The following is an 18,564-nucleotide window of genomic DNA, read 5'->3' on the forward strand; positions in this document are numbered from 1 at the left end:
ATAATTATTATATATGGCTCATCATACATGTCTCTTAACTTTAAAATGCTAACTGCTTCCTTTTATACCTTTCTGTCCATTATGGGAATAATGATAATTGAATCACTTAAAATCCCTGTATTACTGAATTTTTCTTATTAATATAAAATACGGTACGTGAAATTTATTCGTCTCTACAGCTAAATAAAAAAACTAATCTTATTTTTTACTTAGGGGTAGCACCATATCGCTATCAAACTAGCTGAATAAAATATCTCCTAAAATGAATTCTTTTATTGAAAAGCTTTGGTTCTATATCATAGATAAAAGGGCAACCAGTGCTAAAATAGCTGGAAGTCCTTGTTTCACAATAATTGATTTATTAGATGTGAAACCTCCGAAAATAGCTGCTACCACACAAATTACGAAAAATAATTGAACCATATAACCAATTGGGTTGAGCCCAATTATAAGTCCCCAAATGAGACCAGCGGCTAAAAATCCATTATATAAACCTTGGTTTGCAAACATAATGGTTACGTTTCGATCTCCTTCTAAATGCTTCGGTAATTTGAAAGCGTGTTTTGCTACTTTTGAATCAATAAAAAACATTTCGAGGATCATGATAAATAAATGTTCTAATGCTACGATCCCGACTAAAATAGCTGCGATTATTTCCATACCATTCTGCCCCCTCTACTCCCTAATATCAGTTTTATACTATTTCCATTGTGCAATTTTATCAACAGGGAGACGGTATGAAGCATATCCTTCGTCGGCTGCTTTACCGAAAGATAGAAGCATAACTGGTACATAGCGCTCTTTTTCCAATCCAAAGATTGCAGCGATATTTTCCTTGTCATAACCCCCTATTGGATTTGTATCATATCCATGTGCACGTGCTGTCAGCATTAACTGCATGGAGACAAGCCCTGCGTCAATCAAAATAGTTTCGCGATTTTCTTGGATCTGTATTAATTTGTCCTCCTCATTCGTGATTTCTGGTAATAGAGATAATTGTTCCATGAAGGAATCCTCTATTTCTAATTTGTAATTTAAATTTTATATATGGTACGTGAAATTTCACAATCTCATTGTTGAATAAGGGACACATTCATGGCGAGTAGCCCCTACCATCCACTCTGCATGGTTCCGTTATCCATTACGCCTTTAATAATTTACGTTTTTTATTATTCATTTTCTCTTTCGCTGCTTCAATGTTATTTACTTCCCTTTTATGGTCCTGATCTATCCGAATCATCCCATCTAACACTCCTGGAATTAATCCTGTCTCATCGATGTATTGTAAGTAATCAACTTGTGCTCGTTCTGTTTGTTCTACTAAGTATCCATAAATATCAAAGTCTGCTCTCGGTATCGACTTCTTACCATTCGGTTGGTGAGACATCCCCACATAAGATTGAATAACTGATGCTGGCACAAGGAATACTATCTGATCCCTACTGAACTCTATAAGGAAAAAACAAAAAGATGAAATAATAAGTATATCTAATTAAAATTTCATCTGTACTTTTCTATTCAAATAACGATTTCGTTATAATTTATGAACATATTCTAGGCCTAAAAATCCTACCGAACATTTTTAGGATAAATTTACCGGGTGAATTAGCAGAAATTTCGTGTTATTCTAAACGTGTTGAATAACCCAATACATTCAACAATGCTCTTGATTGCATACTTAGTATGCAATCACCTATACAGATACCTTAGCTAATACATCTCCCTAATCTTTATTGATTTTAAGCGCGTCTGATAATCAAGCCGCTTAATTCAAAAAAGTGAAACCCGCTAGGGTTTATTTCGTATTCAAATCTTTCAATCAACTACACTTGCCCTTTAGGAAAAAGAAACAATCTCGTCTAAAATTGACTTTGCATAATCTTAGCTTGATAGCGCTACCTTATAATCCTTTAACTAGCATAACTGAAATTAATAGGGGAATTAAATTTGTTTGATACCCTTCTTCCTTACAAAGTGGTTGTATTAATTTATAATTCAAACTTATATCATTTTTTTCATAATCACATAACAGGTCGCGTTTATTTTTTATTTCACGTGAAAAATAGTACATTTTTTGCTTCCCAATTTCTTCAAAATATGATGATTCTATCAATCCATCCTCAACATAAAATTGTAATACTTCCGCGCTTTCTATTAAATCATGAATATTTGCCGATTTTACGGCCATACCTAAAGATTTATACAAAATAGTATTACTATAAAATAATAGATTTACTCCTATTTCTCCAGCTGTACTTAATCCCATATCCACCTTTTCATTTTGTATAATCATTTTATTTCTCCTTCGCTCGGTTCTGGTGCAAAAACTTCAGGACGATTGCAATAAATCTACAAATCTTGGACATACTGATACTACTAATCTAAAGAAGGTGCGTGATTGGTATGGAAAAGGAAAATGTATTCAAATGGAAGCATTATCAGCCTGATCTTATTTTGTTAACGGTAAGATGGTACCTACGGTACAACCTCAGTTTTCGTGATTTAGTGGAAATGATGGAGGAACGGTGCTTATCCATTTCCCATACAACGATTATGCGTTGGGTTCATCAGTACGGTCCTGAATTGGACAAACGAATCCGACGTCACCTTAAACAAACAAGTGACTCCTGGAGAGTCGATGAAACATATATCAAAGTAAAAGGTCAATGGATGTACCTGTATCGTGCTGTTGATTCGAAAGGAAATACAATCGATTTTTACCTGAGCAAAACAAGAGACCAGAAGGCTGCAAAATGCTTTTTCAAGAAGGCCTTGCAGTCTTTTCATGTTTCAAAACCTCGTGTTATAACAGTCGATAAAAATCCAGCTTATCCTATAGCGATTGAACAGTTGAAAAAAGAAAAAAGCATACCTGGTGGTATGCGACTTAAACAACAAAAGTACTTGAATAACATAGTAGAACAAGATCATCGCTTTATAAAGGGGCGAATTCGTTCTATGCTAGGGTTCAAATGTTTTGACACAGCTACATCCATTCTTTCTGGAGTAGAAGCCATGCATATGATTAAAAAAGAACAGGTTGATTTACGGGACCAGTCTGTCCAAAATCAGAAAGAATTCATCCATCAATTGTTTGAACTTGCAGCATAAGATACGATTCCGTTAGGAATCTATGCGCTTTATTATCTTTTCTTCTATTTTTGCACCAGAACCGTGAAAGCTTCTACATCTTTAGCATTTAATCCTATAGATGAAGCCGTTTCAGCTTTTGAATAATTACTACCCAGGAAGACTAACAAGAAGCAAATACTTATAGCTACAAGCCTTCGAAAATGATTCTTCATTCTATTACTCCTACTTTCCAAACTAATTCCCCCTTTATTACTAGATATATTGATTATCATTCTATAGGCTAAACGCAGACCCCGATAACCCAACCACATTCTACCATTACACGATATATTTTTCTAATTTTATTTCTATTCTGTCATTTATCCCCTTTTCCGCTTTAGAATAACATTTCATGCATGGTAGAGCTTAGTTATAGGAGAATGCTGTTGCAAACAATATGCGAATTGCGCAAAAAAAGAAGCATAAACCTGCATTTTCCGCAAAGTTATGCTTCCTGTTATATATGCAATTGGTTCTATATGTAGGGTCCTGGTGCAAACCTCGAATAGTATCAAAATATACACAAAAATATAAGCTTAATTTCGAATATTAATCGGATATTTGTTATTAAAATACGCGTTTTCTCTCTAGATTTCGAATGATTTATTTTCATAATCATCAAATATTCAGTTTGGAATTGTTATAAAATTATTTTTGCACCAGAACCCTTTCCACCTCCCCACCATAAATTTACTTAATCAACATTTCTTTAACCATATATGTATTAAGATTTATATTTTTTGACTGTACAAGAAATCGTTACAATATATAAATCTATAGCATAGATTGTAACCCAAATACCTTTACCTTCAGCCGCTAACTTTTCATTTAATTGTGATAAATGCTCTGAAACTTTTCTTTTACCCCATTTTCTAGGAAACCATTGAAAAACCTTAGGGACATTATGTTTCTTGTTATACCATACATTCAATCTCCAAAAAATGAAAAAAAATGAAAAAAAATGAAACAATCATTACGATACAAAAAATATCAAAATATGAAATTCCTAAAATCATATAATATATTCCCCATTTTCACTAAAGCTCAGATAATTTATCTCTTAATTCTAATGCATCCTCTGTTCCAAAACCCTTAAATAATGAATGAACAATATGGTCATGGTTAAAAAATACATTATATTCATTAGCCAGTTATTGTTTTAATTAGATTCCTGTTTTAAAGGTCTAAATGCAAATGCACCTGAAATGATTTGTAAAACCACTGGAATGAATAAAATAAATAAACCTAAAAACAATGAAATTATACTTAATACAATCATGCAAATACCATAAGTTTTATTATTTATTTTATTAACACAACAAGCTAATACTAATAGGCCTATTTGAATAATTAAGGCGATGCTAGAAGTAATGATAATATATTCTTCAATACCTCCAGAACTAGTATTAGAACTTGTGTAGGAAATACAACCAATTACAATAAATAAAGAAAGTAAGAGTCCTAAGATTCCTCCGATTAAGCCGATTACAAATTCTACAGTGCGTTTCAAATTACAATACCACCCTTCAAAAATATTATTTAAATTTCCCTTTATATATTTACCATGATTTTGGAATAGCTAAATATTTTAATTAGATTCTTGTTTTAAAGATCGAAACGCAAATCCACCAGAAATAATTTGAAGAATTACTGGAATAAATAAAAGGAATAATGACATAACCAATGTTACTAATGGGAGCAATATCATACAAAGTCCGTAAGCTATATTGTTAACCTTATTTACTGAACATGCCAAAACTAACAGCCCTATTTGGATAATTAATAAAATAGAGTAATAAGTCAAAACTTTATAATCAATATAACCATCCATAGCAGTAATAGCTATCATCAATATAATAAGAGAAGCTATTACTCCCAAAATACCACCAATTAAACCCAGTATAAATTCAGGTGTTCTTTTCATTTCTAATATCTCCCTAACTATTAATATATTATATATTTAATGTCCATTTATCTATATTATCAAATATAATTTAGGAAAACTATACACAAATGTATTGGGTTTAATATTATATGTAGTTTTGTTCCACAATAAAAGCAACAACTATGCTTCAATCTCATTCGTAAAGTATCAGGAGTAATCCTCCATCGATCACTCACTTCTCTCGGTGTCATAATCTCATATAACATAAATAGCAATTTAAACCGCTTTATTAAATCGTTGATGTCTCTAAACAGCTTGATAACCGAATTAAAGAAGTCGTAGCGACATTTTGACTCATCCTTACAAATAAAAAAGTACGCCATCTTATCTCAATGGCGCACTTTTTTATACAAATCATTTAGAAGAATATTTTTATTCTATGCCATGTATGTAGAAATCCTAAGTGAATCAGGGTAAGGGTGGTTTTTCATTAAAAAATTTTTTTAGACTATAGAAAAAAGGGTTCTGGTGCAAAAACTTCAAAATAATTTACAAGTGTTTGTGCACCAGAACCCTTTTGCTCATGAATAGAATACAAATTTGTATTCTATTCATGAGTTCTGTATGTTCATATATATTTACTTTAATTTCAATATACGTTCTATTTCCTCCACACTTAACTTACTTGCTTTTGCAATAGTTTCAAGCGGTACACCAATTTCATGCATCCCTCGAATCATTTGCATCTTACCTTGCTCAATACCTTTTTCCATACCCTCTTGTTCTGCATGCGCTAGCTTAGCTTGTTCATCTAGAAGTAACTTCTCTCGAGCTTCATATGCTATTCGGAAAGAAGAATCATGGCTCATATTTTCCCATTTATTTATTGCCTTTTGTAAAATTGGATCTTGATTCATTGCAATCTCCTCCAATGTTTGAGTTAAATGTTCATCTTCATGTGCTGGTAATAATAACATCCAACGAACAAATGTATTTTCCCACGGGTTTACTTTTTCTTCACGCCATTGTTTTACCAATTTCGGTATCTCTACAAAATGGATTTCAATGTCGTCACTTAATAGTTGCTGCATTTTTGTATTCCATAATTGTCCGATGGTATGAAATGCATCATCCTGAGAAAACAAAATAAAGTCTAATAAGTTAATGGTAATTGTTTTCCTAAGTGAACGATATGGCATCCCTTCTTGCATTTGAGATGTATAAAGTTTACTCCAATAATATAAAGATCGCTTCACCATATCATGTGTATTTCGAAGCTGAATTTCGATATTTACTTGCGTCCCATTACCTAACGTTGCTAATAGATCTAAAATTGATAACTTATCATCTTCATAAGATTTATGGAGATGTGGATCATCTAGTTGTAGTGATGTAATAGGTGCATCTAAAGATTCCTCTAGAATTGCATTTAAGAAACCCGTTAATATTTCCTCATTCCCTTTCGTCCCAAATAACTGTTTAAAAGCAAAATCAATGCGTAAATTTACTAATTTAGTGGACATGGATTTCCTCTCCCTGTCTATATCATCTCTTATTCTTATTGTACATAAAAAAAGGGAGAACATGCAAACAGGCTCTTATGCTATCTCACATAAGAGCCTGCCTAAATCCATAAAAAATTGGTGGTTCTGGGCAAATTTTCGCGTTTGGTTCTAATAACCACTTGTGGTCTTCCTCCATGATACGATCATTCCATGGATTATTCTCAAGATGTCGAATCATCCAACAAAAATACATTGCATATCCAGGCGCCGTTGCTTGTGGGTGGTCTAGCTCACCCGGAATTGTAATAAAGCTATTATGTACAACGCGATAAGCATCCTCACCAACCAGTGCACATCCAAATCCTTGTGGCTTGTTAAAGCGATAATAATATACCTCTGGCTGATCATGATGATGTGGTGGATAACTGGACCATCGTCCTGGATAAGAAATAACTTCTCCTACTACCATATTAGAATATGCTGCATTGTTATAGTCAAAAATTGTACGAATAACACGCTGTGCTGTTCCCTCCCATACCCCTTCTCCGGCTACAACACTTTGACACTCATTTGGAGTATACAGCTTGGACGCGAATTCTTGGTGATTATCGGTTTTTTGAACAAGCACTTCACTATCTGACTGAGCAGTAATTGTAACTTTCACATTTTTAGCCACATGCAAACACCAAGGATTTTCTTCAAAAACAGACTCTCTTTGAATAACTTCTACATTTCCTTCCCATTCTAAACGTATTGTCCCTTCTAGTAAAAGGGTTCTGGTGCAAAAAATACTCGATAGAAACATAGAGTGTCACTTTCCTTTAAATTGCTAGCTTATGAAGCTAGTCCAAACAATTTATGAATAAATTCTTTTTGATTTTGGACAGACTTTTCCCTTTGGAGAGTCTGTCCTTTTTTGATCATGTGCATGGCCTCTATCCCCGCAATAATTCGTTTAGCAGTTCGCAAGGACTTTAACCCAAGCATCGGGCGAATGCTTTTTTTAATGAAGCGGTGATCCTGCTCTACTATATTGTTGAGATATTTCACTTGTCTTAGTTGGATGCCTTCAGGGATCTGCTTTTCTTCTTTTAACTCTTGGATAGCGATGGGATAAGCTGGGTTCTTGTCTACAGTTATTACACGAGGCTTAGAAACGTGCGAAAAAGCCAAGGCTTTCTTAAAAAAGCGCTTGGCTGCTTGTTTATCCCTTGATTCACTTAGATAAAAATCAATGGTATTCCCTTCTGAATCAACGGCACGATACAGATACAGCCATTGACCTTTGACTTTCACATAGGTTTCATCGACTCTCCAGGAATCATTGGTTGACTGAAGATTACGCCGTACTCGTTCATCCAATTCAGGTCCATATTGATGTACCCAACGCATGATGGTTGTATGAGCAATAGATAGTCCGCATTCTTCCATCATTTCCACCAAATCACGAAAACTGAGGCTGTACCGTAGGTACCATCTCACGGTAAATAAAATAATATCAGGCTGATAATGTTTCCATTTGAATTCTACTGTTTTTTTCATACCGATACACGTCCTTTTTAGTTTAGTAGTATCAGTATGTCCAAGTTTACTAGATTTCTTGCACCAGAACCTCTCAGCATTACTTGTATTTATGAGCTTAAAAGAAGATCCCCCCAGATTACTGAAGGAGATCTTCTTTTGTATTCAAATAAATACAGTTATTATATCTGACTTAGATTTAGTTAATATTAAAGAGTTCTATTTAAAGTAGCATGCATTATAATAATATCTTTCGGATTTCTTCTATACTTAAATCTGTGAATTTCGCAATGTCTTCTATTGGCATGCCATTCTTATGTATACCACGAATTAATTGGGCTTTACTTTTTTCTAGCCCCTTTTCCAGACCTGCTTCAAAACCTTCTTTGAGTTAGGAAAATAGTAAAAATTTTTTCGAAATAGTGAGGGAAATGGAGGATGATGTTGAATATTTTTTATTTTAGCGATTATTCAAACTATTAGAATAGTTCCCTAGAAACATATCACAATTTAACCTATAATAGTAACATTCAGCTTTAAAATTGAGGAGGGATAAAAGGAAATTTAGTCTTTGTGTTTCAAAATAATGGTTAAACAAAGGCTGTAACTTCAAGAAATGACAAGCAAAGAATTTAGAAATTGAGGGGGGAAAACGAATTGAAGAGAAAGAAACAACATCACATGCGATTATTTAGTATTGTAGCAGCCTTGATTATGGTATTTTCATTATTAACACCCGGACTTGCGAATGCTGAATTAATTGAGAGATCATCCCGTTATGTAAATGATTCTGAAACTGCTGCGAAAGAAAAGATGAGTAATCGTTTACTAGCTAAGTTTGAAAAAGATGACAGAGTAACCTTTTTAATTAAATTTAAAGAAAAAGCAGATACAACAAAAGCCATAAACCAAACAAAAGATATTGCGAAGAAAGAAAAACTATCTGCGAATAAAGAAAAGTTTATGCAACGCTCTGCAGTTGTTTCTGAATTAAAAGCTACTGCACACGAAGAACAACAAAGCGTTGTAAAATATCTTGAACAAGAAGTACATAGAGGGAATGTCGAATCTTTTAAGTCCTATTTTATCGTCAATGGTATGGCTGTTACAGCAACGAAAGAGGTAGCAAAAAAGATAGCAGCCTTTTCTGAAGTTGAAAAAGTATTACCAAACGAAACAAGACAATTATTTGTTTCAACAACTAAAGAGAATAGTCTTAATTCAAATCTAGCAACTGTAGATTGGAATGTTGAAAGAGTTGGAGCTCCAGCTTTATGGGAAAAGGGGATCAACGGTACAGGTGTAGTTGTAGCAAGTATTGATTCCGGCGTTCAATGGGATCATCCCGCATTAAAGGAAAAGTATCGAGGCTATAATGCAGCAACTGGAGAAGTTAATCACGACTTTAATTGGTTTGATGCCACTGCTGGACGATCTGTGCCATATGATGATTTAGCACATGGAACACATGTGACTGGAACAATGGTCGGTAGTGAGCCTGATGGATCAAATAAAATAGGAATAGCACCCGGTGCAAAATGGATTGCTGTTAAGGCATTCTCAGAGACTAGTGGAAGTGATGCGAATTTATTGGCGGCTGCAGAGTGGATTTTAGCACCAACAGATTCAAAGGGGAATACTCGAGTTGACATGGCGCCAGATGTGGTTAACAACTCATGGGGTGGCGGACCGGGGCTTGATGAATGGTATCGAGATGTAGTAAAAGAATGGAGAAATGCTGGGATATTTCCCACATTTTCAGCTGGAAACACGAGCATGACTAATAATGGCGGACCGGGATCAGTCGCCAATCCAGCAAACTATCCTGAAGCATTTGCGGTGGGAGCAACCGATAGTAATGATATAGTTGGAGATTTTTCATTACGCGGCCCTTCACCATATGGTGAAATAAAGCCAGATATTTCAGCGCCTGGAGCAAATATTCGTTCATCAATACCTCGCAGCGATTACGAAGGTGGATGGGATGGCACATCGATGGCGGCCCCCGCTGTATCAGCAATTGTAGCATTATTATATGAGGTTGATGCAAGTTTATCAGTTGATAAAATAGAAGAAATATTAATAAAAACAGCAACGCCTTTAACAGATAAGGAATATCCAGAATCACCGAATGATGGGTACGGGTATGGATTAGTCAATGCATACAATGCTGTATCATCTATTAGAGAAGGTCTGGGGATTTTGGAAGGAAAGGTGGTTCAAACAAATGAGGGTTCAGATTTGCCGATAAGAGGTAAAGTAAGTGTCCTTGAAAGCGGACAGTACGTTAACACAAACCCTGAAAACGGCGCTTATAAACTCGCACATGCTATCGGTAATTATACAGTTCAAGCTGAAGCCTATGGATATCAATCTAAACAGCAATCAGTAACATTCGAAAAAGATAAAGTACTACAAGCAGATTTCACATTGAAAGAAATCCCTAAAGGAACTGTAAGTGGTGTCATTACGGATGAAAAATCAGGGGAAACTGTCGAAGGTGTGACATTACTCCTTATTGAAGATGCCAATATTACACCTGTGTCGACGGATAAGGACGGTAGATATACTCTCACAGCTTACAAAGGTACTTATACATTGAGGGCAATGAGAAGTGGCTATCACAGTCAAGATGTTAAAATTACAATTAATGGAGATAGCCACGTAGATATCGATCTTAAGCCTTTTTTCACGTATCCGGGTGGCGAAATTGGTTATGACAATGGAATTGTTGATGCTGCCAGTATGTATTTTGGCGGTGGAGCTGGATGGGCAGTAAAAATGTCATTGCCAAAGGATAAGAAATCAGCCATTGTCACAGATGGTGTGTTTCGCTTCAAGAACAAAAAATACTCAGACACGGTTGGAACGGAATTTAGTGTGGAAGTATGGGATGCTTCTGGAAGCAATGGATTACCGGGTAAGAAACTTGCTGGACCGATAACTGCTGAAGCCGTATTAGATGATTGGACGGTAGTAGATTTAAGAGATTACAATATCAAGGTTGATGGAGATTTTTATATGGTATATATCCAAACACTGAATTATCCAATTGCACTTGGTTTAGCAACTGATAATGGTAACCCATATATGGAGAGAAGCTATCAATATCTTGACGGTGAATTTTATCCAGCATTTGTTGAAGACGGTAACTATATGATTCGTGCCCGTGTAAGTTATGAAGTAGACACTCCTGTTATTACTTCTCCAAAACATGATGAAGTATTCAAAGACAAAAATATCATGGTAGAAGGGACTGCCTCACCGACAACAACGATTAAGTTGATGAATAATAATAAAGAGGTAGGTACTGCAAAAGTTGGTGATGACGGAAAATTTACAATCCCAACGAAAATGAAAAAAGGTGAAAATAAATTAGTAGCAGTCTCAATGTTAAATGGTAAATTGACCGGAGAATCGGATCCAGTTACCGTTTCACTAATAAAAGAGAAGCGCGTCATTAAAGATTTAAAACCAGCAATTGACCAAAATGTGTTCCCAGGTGAGAAGGTAGAAATATCTTTCCAAAGTAATGTAATAGGCGGCGAAGCAAACTTTGAAGTGAAACTCCCTGCTCAAAAGAATGCGCAATCTTCTTCTAAAAATAAAATAGAAGAGGTAGAACCAGGAGTTTATAAAGGCGTTTGGACCGTTCCAAATGTAAAGATTAAAAATGCTATTATTGAAGTGGAACTAACAGATGCCGATGGAAATAGAATCAGACAGAAAGCGCAAGGTAAACTAACTATTAATCAACCTGAAGTTGGCGTACCGCCAACATTTTAACGAAAATATACGCTAAGCAAGATTCGACATGAGAAAACACTTTTGTATACTTAAAGTACCACGAACCTTATGGTTTCAGTGATACTCCGCATCCAACCTCACCACCCCTAAAGGGGGGTGCTATCGCACCGTAATGGGTTTTCCAGTTCGGAAAATCTGTAATTGTTTTTCGAAGTGAACGATATGGCATCCCTTCTTGCATTTGGGATGTATAAAGTTTACTCCAATAATATAAAAAATTGGTGGTTCTGAGCAAAAACGATTGCAAGTAACATCGTTTTTGCTCCAGAACCTTTCTTTTCATCTACTCCTTTTCTGGCCAAATTTTCGCGTTTGGTTCTAATAACCACTTGTGGTCTTCCTCCATGATACGATCATTCCATGGATGATTCTCAAGATGTCGAATCATCCAACAAAAATACATTGCATATCCAGGCGCAGTTGCTTGCGGGTGGTCTAGCTCACCTGGAATCGTAATAAAGCTATTATGTACGACGCGATAAGCATCCTCACCAACCATTGCACACCCAAATCCCTGTGGCTTGTTAAAGCGATAATAATATACCTCTGGTTGGTCATGATAATGCGGTGGGTAACTGGACCACCGCCCTGGATAAGAAATAACTTCTCCTACTACCATATTAGAATATGCTGCATTGTTATAGTCAAAAATCGTACGAATAACACGCTGTGCTGTTCCCTCCCATACTCCATCTCCAGCTACAACACTTTGACACTCATTTGGAGTATATAACTTGGATGCAAATTCTTGATCATTATCTGTTTTTTGAACAAGCACTTCACTATCTGAAAGAGCAGTAATTGTAACCTTCACATTTTTAGCCACATGTAAACACCAAGGGTTTTCTTCAAACACAGACTGTCTTTGAATAACTTGTTCCATTCCTTCCCACTCTAAACGTATTGCTCCTTCTAGTAACAGTACTGCCGTTTCATTCTTATTATCAAATAGCAGCTCTTCTTTTCCATTAGACATCTTATATATGCCTATATCCATTAACATATCACTGCATTGACCGTTCATTTCTGTTAATACATTAAACCCTTCTTTTAATTCGCCTAATTTTCCTAACATGACGTTCTCCCCCTTGTTAAATGGATACTCTATAATTCTCTACCTTTTTCAGCTAACTAAATTTCGAATTTCTTCTAATATTAATGAAGAAAGCTTTTCTGGTTATACTCTGTTTTCACTTCCGAATATTCGCATATGATTTTTAACGTTTTCGTATGCGGCCTCAATAACATCCTGATGGTACGTAAAGTAATCTGAATAAGGAGTATTCCGAGCGGCAGTGTTAACCACAGTAATTACATTCTGAAATGTGGCTGTTGCTACATTAATTTTTCGCACACCATGGTGAATACATTGTTTGAAATCCTCTGGGCTAATGCCAGAACCACCATGTAATACGAGTGGAATACGAACTACCTCATTAATTTCTTGTAGGCGGTCTAATCGTAAATCAGGGTCTCCATTGTACATACCATGCGCATTTCCAATCGCAACAGCTAACGCATCAACGTCTGTTTCTTCTGCAAATCTTTTTGCTTCTGTGGTGCTTGTCAGCAACATCTCAATATCTTCTGAGCCGTCCTCACTACCACCTACTCTGCCAATCTCAGCTTCTACCGTCGCTCCGTACTGTTTCGCAAGCGCTACAATTTCTATTGTCTTTTGGATATTCTCCTCTAACGGATAGTGAGAGCCATCAAACATAACCGAACTAAAACCAATTTCTAATGTCTCTTTAATCTTTTCAAACGTCATACCATGATCAAAGTGAACTGCTACTGGGACAGTCGCTTTTTTCGCCGCAGCAACCATCAAAGGACCAATCAGATGAATCGGCGAATGATTCAAACGAACTTCCGCAATTTGTAGAATAAGTGGAGAACGCAGCTCTTCTGCTGCTTTGATAGCTCCCATTACCATTTCCATATTAGCGACACTGAAAGCTCCGACCCCATAATTCTCTTGATTTGCCTTTATTAAAATATCCTTCATTTGCACTAATGGCATTACACATTCACCTGTTTCAATATTATTTATTAAATAGAAAACAAACGTTTCGTCTTTTTACTCCTTATGTAATCTCACCATGCGGAAATTAAAGACCTGCTTTCTCTTGTATAAATTTCCGGGCTTTTAATGCATATTCAAAAGGATTCGCTAAAGCTGGATCTTGCTCTGCTTCTACCACAAACCACCCCTTATAATCAGAGTTTGCAAGGGTAGTAAACACTTCATCAAATACTATTACGCCATCTCCGGGAACTGTAAATGCACCATTCTTCACTGCTTGTAAGAAGCTTAATTCGTTTTCCTTTACAGCATCTACTACTTCCTGACGAATATCTTTTAAATGTACATGTTTAATACGAGGTAAATATTTTTTCAAAATATAAAGTGGCTCTTCTCCTGAAAAAACAAGATGACCTGTATCAAAAAGCAGGGATACAAGCTTTGGATCCGTCATATCCATTAACTTTTCAATTTCTGCCGTTGTTTGAACACCCGTACCCATATGATGATGGTATACAATATGTAGCCCCTTTTCCTGAGCTAATTTACCGAGGTGATGTAGCCCATCCGCAAGCTTATCCCACTCTTCTTCTGTAAAAATAGGCTTGTTTTTAAATAGCGGTACATCCATTAAACCTTGAATACTATGTCCTTGTTCTGAAACAACGATGACTTTTGCACCCATATCATGCAAGAAATCTCTATGCTTAATAAATGCTTGTACAGTCTCTTCAAGCGGCTTCGTTGTCAAAAACATACTAAACCATGCGCTAGCAATCTCCAGGTTTCGTAATTCCAAAGATTTTTTCAATATAACTGTATTTCTTGGATATTTATTACCTACTTCACTTCCATTAAATCCAGCTAGTGCCATCTCACTAATACATTGTTCAAACGTATTTTCTGCTCCTAACTCCGGCATATCATCATTTGTCCATGCAATTGGTGCAATTCCAAGCTTAATCTTATTTTCTTTAAACATCCCCTTGTCTCTCCTCTTCGCAAAATGTTATAGAATTTTGCCAACTTCTCTTATCTGTTCGTTAAAAAGAGAGCTGTCTATAAATATGCATGTAGATAAAAAGCTCTCTTTGTGTCCTAATTTAATAAGATCTTGCCTTTTGCAAGTTACTTACTTTACTCTCATACGCGGCTTGTACACTTTGACTATTAGATACTTCTGCAACACCAACATGCCACCATGAATCGTATCCATTTGTCATTGTTTTTGGTAATACTTTAATATCAATCAATGTAGAAACTGTTTGTTTTTTCGCATCTATAAGCGCTTCCTGTAATTGTTCTATCGATGTAACACGATACGTTTTCACGCCATATCCAGCCGCGCTAGCTGCAAAATCTATTTTCATAATAGCCCCGTTTAATTTACGAGTTTCCTGGTTTCGGTAGCGAAACTCTGTTCCAAAGCTTCCCATTCCATTACCCATTTGTAAGTTATTAATGCAGCCAAATCCGGAGTTATCAAACAATAAAACATTAATTTTTTTGTTTTCTTGAAGACTTGTTACGAGCTCAGAATGAAGCATTTGGTAACTGCCATCCCCTACCATTGTATATACTTCTTTCGATGGTTCAGCTAGCTTTGCACCAAGTGCGCCTGCAACCTCATAGCCCATACAAGAGTATCCATACTCCATGTGATATGTATTTGGTTTTCTCGATTCCCACATTCTTTGTAAATCACCTGGAAGACTTCCTGCCGCACCAACGATGATTGCATCTTCATCAAGTAATGTATTCATTTGTCCAATGACTGCAGTCTGTGTTAATTGTGTACCAAGTGCGTCTACATACTCATTTAAACTCTCATTGAAATGACCTTCGACTTCTGGCGTGAAATCCTGACCTGAAAATCGAATATTATGTAGACGTGCTAATTCTGTTTTCCAAGCCTCTTTTGCATCATTAATTTCTGATGTATAACTAGATCGATAATCAATTGTTTGTAGTTCATCTATTAGAGAAAGAAGCGCTTCTTTTGCATCTGCTATAACCTTCAATGCATCAAGCTTGTTCGCATGAAATTCTGAAATGTTGATGTTTAAAAACTCAACTTCTTCATTTTGAAATAATTGTTTAGATGCCGTTGTAAAATCAGTAAATCTTGTCCCGATTCCAATAACAAGATCCGCTTCCTTTGCAATTGTATTGGCTGCTAAATTTCCAGTTACTCCGATGCCGCCAAGATTATATGGATGGCTGCTTTCAATCGCACTTTTCCCAGCTTGCGTTTCTCCAAATGGAATGCGGAATGCTTCAGCAAACTGTTTCAGTTCCTCTGCCGCTTCTGCATATCTTACACCACCACCGCAAATCATAACTGGCTTTTTCTTTCTCTTGATCATTTCAACCGCATCCGCTAAGCTGGCTTTTGTAGCTAGACGACGTTCAATACGATGAACACGCTTTTGGAAGAAGTAACTTGGAAAATCCCACGCTTCCCCTTGGACATCTTGTGGTAAACAAATTGTTACAGCTCCTGTATCTGCTGGATTCGTTAAAACACGCATGGCTTGAATCATAGCTGTCATCAATTGTTCAGGACGGTTCACCCGGTCCCAATACTTACTTACCGCACGAAAAGCATCATTCGTAGAAATAGATAAGTCATGTGTTTGTTCAATTTGTTGAAGAACAGGATCAGGTTGCCTCGTTGCAAATACATCACCTGGAAGTAGTAAAACGGGAATATTATTTGCAGAAGCAGTTGCAGCAGAGGTAATCATATTTGCTGATCCAGGACCAACAGAAGAAGTACATGCCATAATTTGTTTTCTATGTTTTTGTTTTGCAAAGGCCATCGCAGCATTTGCCATCCCTTGTTCATTTCTCCCTTGATATACTTCTAATTCCCCTGCGTCTTCTTCTAAAGCTTGACCCAGGCCTACTACATTTCCATGACCAAAAATCGTAAAGATTCCCTTAATAAACTTTTGTTGCTTTCCATCAAACTCTACGTATTGCTGATTCAAAAATTTCACCAAAGCTTGCGCCGTCGTCATTCTAACAGTTTGCATATTGTTTGCTCCTTTCTATCTCTATCAGTCATTCTGCATATGAAAAAGGAGTATCAGGAATTTGATAGACTCCTAATACTTCCTTCTTATGTTTTACTACTTCCGTTACTTTCGCTTACAAGCAACTAGAGAGATTCTGCTTCTCTCTTCATGATTACTTTTCCCAGCGAGATGTAAGCATTTTCTTTCTAGTATAAAACTCAACGCCGTCCGTACCGTTCGCATGAAGATCACCATAGAAAGAGTCTTTCCAGCCAGAGAACGGGAAGAATGCCATTGGTGCTGGTACCCCAACATTGACACCTAACATACCTGATTCAATTGTTTCACGGAATTGACGTACACTTGCTCCGCTATCTGTATAAATACAAGCTCCATTTGCAAAGCGAGACTCATTCGCAATTTCAATTGCTTCATCTAATGATTTCACACGAACAATGGATAAAACAGGAGCAAAAATCTCATCTTGCCAGATTTTCATTTCTTTTGTAACATGGTCAAAAATTGTTGGGCCAACGAAGTAACCAGCTCCTTTTACAGCTGTATCTTCGCGTCCATCACGAACTAATGTAGCGCCCTGTTCTACACCTGAATCGATGTAACCAATTGTGCGCTCTTTATGGTTATCACGAATAACTGGTCCTAAAAATACATCTTCATCAAGACCATTGCCGATTACGATTTTATTTCCTTCTTCTACTAGTCTTTCAACTAATTGATCTGCAATTTCTTCTTCTACTGTTACAACAGAAGCGGCCATACAACGCTCACCAGCTGAACCAAATGCAGCACTAATAATTTGCTTTGTTGCTAGTTCAAGATTTGCATCATTTAATACAATGGAATGGTTTTTCGCACCCGCTAGTGCCTGAACGCGTTTTAAGTTTTCTGTTCCTTTTTTGTAAACGTATTCTGCGACAGGTTGAGAACCTACAAATGAAATTGCCTTCACTAATTTATGTTCCAGAAGACCGTTTACTACATCGTGAGCGCCATTTACGATATTTAATACACCTTTTGGTAAACCAGCTTCTTCTGCTAAATCGGCTAATTTTGCCGCTAGAAGTGGTGTACGCTCTGAAGGTTTTAACACAAATGTATTACCGCAAGCAATCGCAAGTGGGAACATCCAGCATGGAACCATCATTGGGAAATTAAAAGGTGTAATCCCGCCTATAACACCAATTGGGTAACGATACATACCAGACTCAATACCTGTCGCAATATCAGGAAGCTGTTTTCCCATCATTAATGTAGGTGCACCCGCTGCAAATTCCACGCACTCAATACCACGAAGAACTTCACCGTAAGCTTCGCTATAGCTTTTTCCGTTTTCAATCGTAATAAGTTTCGCTAACTCTTCCCAGTTATCTACTAATAATTGTTGATATTTAAATAAAATACGAGCACGTTTTGGCACAGCGGTTTTAGACCAAGATTTAAACGCTTCATTTGCTGCTTGTACGGCTTGTTCAACATCTAATTTTGTTGAAAGTGGTACTTGAGCGATTACTTCTCCTGTTGCAGGATTATATACAGCTTCCATCTTCGTTGAAGAAGATTCTACCCATTCGCCGCCAATGTAGTTTTTTACAATTTGTGCTGTTTGTACTGTCATATTCATTCTCTCCCTTTTATGTAATGTAGAAG

15 protein-coding genes and 5 pseudogenes are annotated in these 18,564 nt (G+C 36.3%); 2 read left to right on the forward strand and 18 right to left on the reverse strand.

Annotation, left to right across the window (positions count from 1 at the left end; all coding sequences use genetic code 11):
• Positions 1 to 291: 291 nt before the first annotated feature.
• The 4 genes and pseudogenes from BAU23_RS00380 to BAU23_RS00395 form a co-directional block, all read right to left on the reverse strand.
• Positions 292 to 660, reverse strand: a complete 369-nt coding sequence (locus BAU23_RS00380) for a DUF1304 domain-containing protein (RefSeq protein ID WP_071733279.1) — start codon at positions 658 to 660, stop codon at positions 292 to 294.
• Between the two features lie 39 nt (positions 661 to 699).
• Positions 700 to 945 (reverse strand): annotated as a pseudogene (locus tag BAU23_RS00385) (nitroreductase family protein); the annotation flags it as partial.
• A 196-nt stretch (positions 946 to 1,141) separates the two neighbouring features.
• Positions 1,142 to 1,477, reverse strand: a pseudogene (locus tag BAU23_RS00390) (Holliday junction resolvase RecU); the annotation flags it as partial.
• Positions 1,478 to 1,900: 423 nt separating this feature from the next.
• Positions 1,901 to 2,293 carry a hypothetical protein gene (locus BAU23_RS00395; RefSeq protein ID WP_002150736.1) on the reverse strand — a complete coding sequence of 131 codons (393 nt, stop codon included), beginning with the start codon at positions 2,291 to 2,293 and terminating at the stop codon, positions 1,901 to 1,903.
• A 110-nt stretch (positions 2,294 to 2,403) separates the two neighbouring features.
• Here BAU23_RS00395 and BAU23_RS00400 point away from each other — a divergent pair, with 110 nt between their 5' ends.
• Positions 2,404 to 3,111 carry an IS6 family transposase gene (locus tag BAU23_RS00400; RefSeq protein WP_071733283.1) on the forward strand — a complete coding sequence of 236 codons (708 nt, stop codon included), beginning with the start codon at positions 2,404 to 2,406 and terminating at the stop codon, positions 3,109 to 3,111.
• 745 nt (positions 3,112 to 3,856) lie between these two features.
• Here the strand turns inward: BAU23_RS00400 and BAU23_RS00405 are convergent.
• The 9 genes and pseudogenes from BAU23_RS00405 to BAU23_RS30430 form a co-directional block, all read right to left on the reverse strand.
• Positions 3,857 to 4,063 carry a hypothetical protein gene (locus BAU23_RS00405; protein ID WP_071733285.1) on the reverse strand — a complete coding sequence of 69 codons (207 nt, stop codon included), beginning with the start codon at positions 4,061 to 4,063 and terminating at the stop codon, positions 3,857 to 3,859.
• Positions 4,064 to 4,169: 106 nt separating this feature from the next.
• Positions 4,170 to 4,283, reverse strand: a pseudogene (locus BAU23_RS30865) (DUF4176 domain-containing protein); the annotation flags it as partial.
• Positions 4,284 to 4,291: 8 nt separating this feature from the next.
• Entirely contained in the window at positions 4,292 to 4,642 is a 351-nt protein-coding gene (locus tag BAU23_RS00410; RefSeq protein WP_071733287.1) for a DUF4064 domain-containing protein, read from the reverse strand.
• A 78-nt stretch (positions 4,643 to 4,720) separates the two neighbouring features.
• The gene (locus BAU23_RS00415) at positions 4,721 to 5,056 is read right to left on the reverse strand and encodes a DUF4064 domain-containing protein (protein ID WP_070144203.1); all 336 of its coding nucleotides are present in this window, start codon (positions 5,054 to 5,056) and stop codon (positions 4,721 to 4,723) included.
• Between the two features lie 59 nt (positions 5,057 to 5,115).
• On the reverse strand, positions 5,116 to 5,283 hold the full coding sequence (locus BAU23_RS30985) for a helix-turn-helix domain-containing protein (RefSeq protein WP_406911182.1): 168 nt from the start codon (positions 5,281 to 5,283) through the stop codon (positions 5,116 to 5,118).
• A gap of 372 nt (positions 5,284 to 5,655) precedes the next feature.
• Positions 5,656 to 6,540, reverse strand: a complete 885-nt coding sequence (locus BAU23_RS00420) for an Rpn family recombination-promoting nuclease/putative transposase (RefSeq protein ID WP_071733289.1) — start codon at positions 6,538 to 6,540, stop codon at positions 5,656 to 5,658.
• A gap of 85 nt (positions 6,541 to 6,625) precedes the next feature.
• A pseudogene (locus BAU23_RS00425) lies at positions 6,626 to 7,303 on the reverse strand (5-deoxy-glucuronate isomerase); the annotation flags it as partial.
• 53 nt (positions 7,304 to 7,356) lie between these two features.
• On the reverse strand, positions 7,357 to 8,064 hold the full coding sequence (locus BAU23_RS00430; RefSeq protein WP_071733293.1) for an IS6 family transposase: 708 nt from the start codon (positions 8,062 to 8,064) through the stop codon (positions 7,357 to 7,359).
• Between the two features lie 217 nt (positions 8,065 to 8,281).
• Positions 8,282 to 8,419: pseudogene (locus tag BAU23_RS30430) on the reverse strand (Rpn family recombination-promoting nuclease/putative transposase); the annotation flags it as partial.
• Between the two features lie 281 nt (positions 8,420 to 8,700).
• On the opposite strand from BAU23_RS30430, the gene BAU23_RS31080 reads away from it, so the two are divergent.
• On the forward strand, positions 8,701 to 11,829 hold the full coding sequence (locus BAU23_RS31080; protein ID WP_071733295.1) for a S8 family peptidase: 3,129 nt from the start codon (positions 8,701 to 8,703) through the stop codon (positions 11,827 to 11,829).
• A 304-nt stretch (positions 11,830 to 12,133) separates the two neighbouring features.
• Here BAU23_RS31080 and BAU23_RS00450 read toward each other — a convergent pair whose 3' ends face one another.
• From BAU23_RS00450 to BAU23_RS00470, 5 genes are all read right to left on the reverse strand, one after another.
• The gene (locus BAU23_RS00450) at positions 12,134 to 12,925 is read right to left on the reverse strand and encodes a 5-deoxy-glucuronate isomerase (protein ID WP_071733299.1); all 792 of its coding nucleotides are present in this window, start codon (positions 12,923 to 12,925) and stop codon (positions 12,134 to 12,136) included.
• A 102-nt stretch (positions 12,926 to 13,027) separates the two neighbouring features.
• Complete coding sequence (locus tag BAU23_RS00455) at positions 13,028 to 13,873, reverse strand: class II fructose-bisphosphate aldolase (protein ID WP_071733301.1); 846 nt, start codon at positions 13,871 to 13,873, stop codon at positions 13,028 to 13,030.
• Positions 13,874 to 13,961: 88 nt separating this feature from the next.
• On the reverse strand, positions 13,962 to 14,858 hold the full coding sequence (gene iolE, locus BAU23_RS00460; RefSeq protein WP_071733304.1) for a myo-inosose-2 dehydratase: 897 nt from the start codon (positions 14,856 to 14,858) through the stop codon (positions 13,962 to 13,964).
• A gap of 121 nt (positions 14,859 to 14,979) precedes the next feature.
• A complete protein-coding gene (gene iolD, locus BAU23_RS00465) occupies positions 14,980 to 16,914 on the reverse strand; it encodes a 3D-(3,5/4)-trihydroxycyclohexane-1,2-dione acylhydrolase (decyclizing) (protein WP_071733306.1) in 1,935 nt (644 codons plus the stop codon).
• 154 nt (positions 16,915 to 17,068) lie between these two features.
• On the reverse strand, positions 17,069 to 18,532 hold the full coding sequence (locus BAU23_RS00470) for a CoA-acylating methylmalonate-semialdehyde dehydrogenase (protein WP_071733307.1): 1,464 nt from the start codon (positions 18,530 to 18,532) through the stop codon (positions 17,069 to 17,071).
• Positions 18,533 to 18,564: the final 32 nt, after the last annotated feature.

The sequence above is a fragment of the Bacillus nitratireducens genome (assembly GCF_001884135.1).
In the GTDB taxonomy this organism is placed as follows: domain Bacteria; phylum Bacillota; class Bacilli; order Bacillales; family Bacillaceae_G; genus Bacillus_A; species Bacillus_A nitratireducens.

Coding starts and splice junctions, on each gene's coding strand:
- BAU23_RS00415 (WP_070144203.1), bottom strand. CDS start 5,056: ATGAAAAGAACACCTGAATTTATACTGGGTTTAATTGGTGGTATTTTG.
- BAU23_RS00420 (WP_071733289.1), bottom strand. CDS start 6,540: ATGTCCACTAAATTAGTAAATTTACGCATTGATTTTGCTTTTAAACAG.
- BAU23_RS00395 (WP_002150736.1), bottom strand. CDS start 2,293: ATGATTATACAAAATGAAAAGGTGGATATGGGATTAAGTACAGCTGGA.
- BAU23_RS00400 (WP_071733283.1), top strand. CDS start 2,404: ATGGAAAAGGAAAATGTATTCAAATGGAAGCATTATCAGCCTGATCTT.
- BAU23_RS00450 (WP_071733299.1), bottom strand. CDS start 12,925: ATGTTAGGAAAATTAGGCGAATTAAAAGAAGGGTTTAATGTATTAACA.
- BAU23_RS00430 (WP_071733293.1), bottom strand. CDS start 8,064: ATGAAAAAAACAGTAGAATTCAAATGGAAACATTATCAGCCTGATATT.
- BAU23_RS00455 (WP_071733301.1), bottom strand. CDS start 13,873: ATGCCATTAGTGCAAATGAAGGATATTTTAATAAAGGCAAATCAAGAG.
- iolE (WP_071733304.1), bottom strand. CDS start 14,858: ATGTTTAAAGAAAATAAGATTAAGCTTGGAATTGCACCAATTGCATGG.
- BAU23_RS30985 (WP_406911182.1), bottom strand. CDS start 5,283: ATGTTATATGAGATTATGACACCGAGAGAAGTGAGTGATCGATGGAGG.
- iolD (WP_071733306.1), bottom strand. CDS start 16,914: ATGCAAACTGTTAGAATGACGACGGCGCAAGCTTTGGTGAAATTTTTG.
- BAU23_RS00470 (WP_071733307.1), bottom strand. CDS start 18,532: ATGACAGTACAAACAGCACAAATTGTAAAAAACTACATTGGCGGCGAA.
- BAU23_RS00380 (WP_071733279.1), bottom strand. CDS start 660: ATGGAAATAATCGCAGCTATTTTAGTCGGGATCGTAGCATTAGAACAT.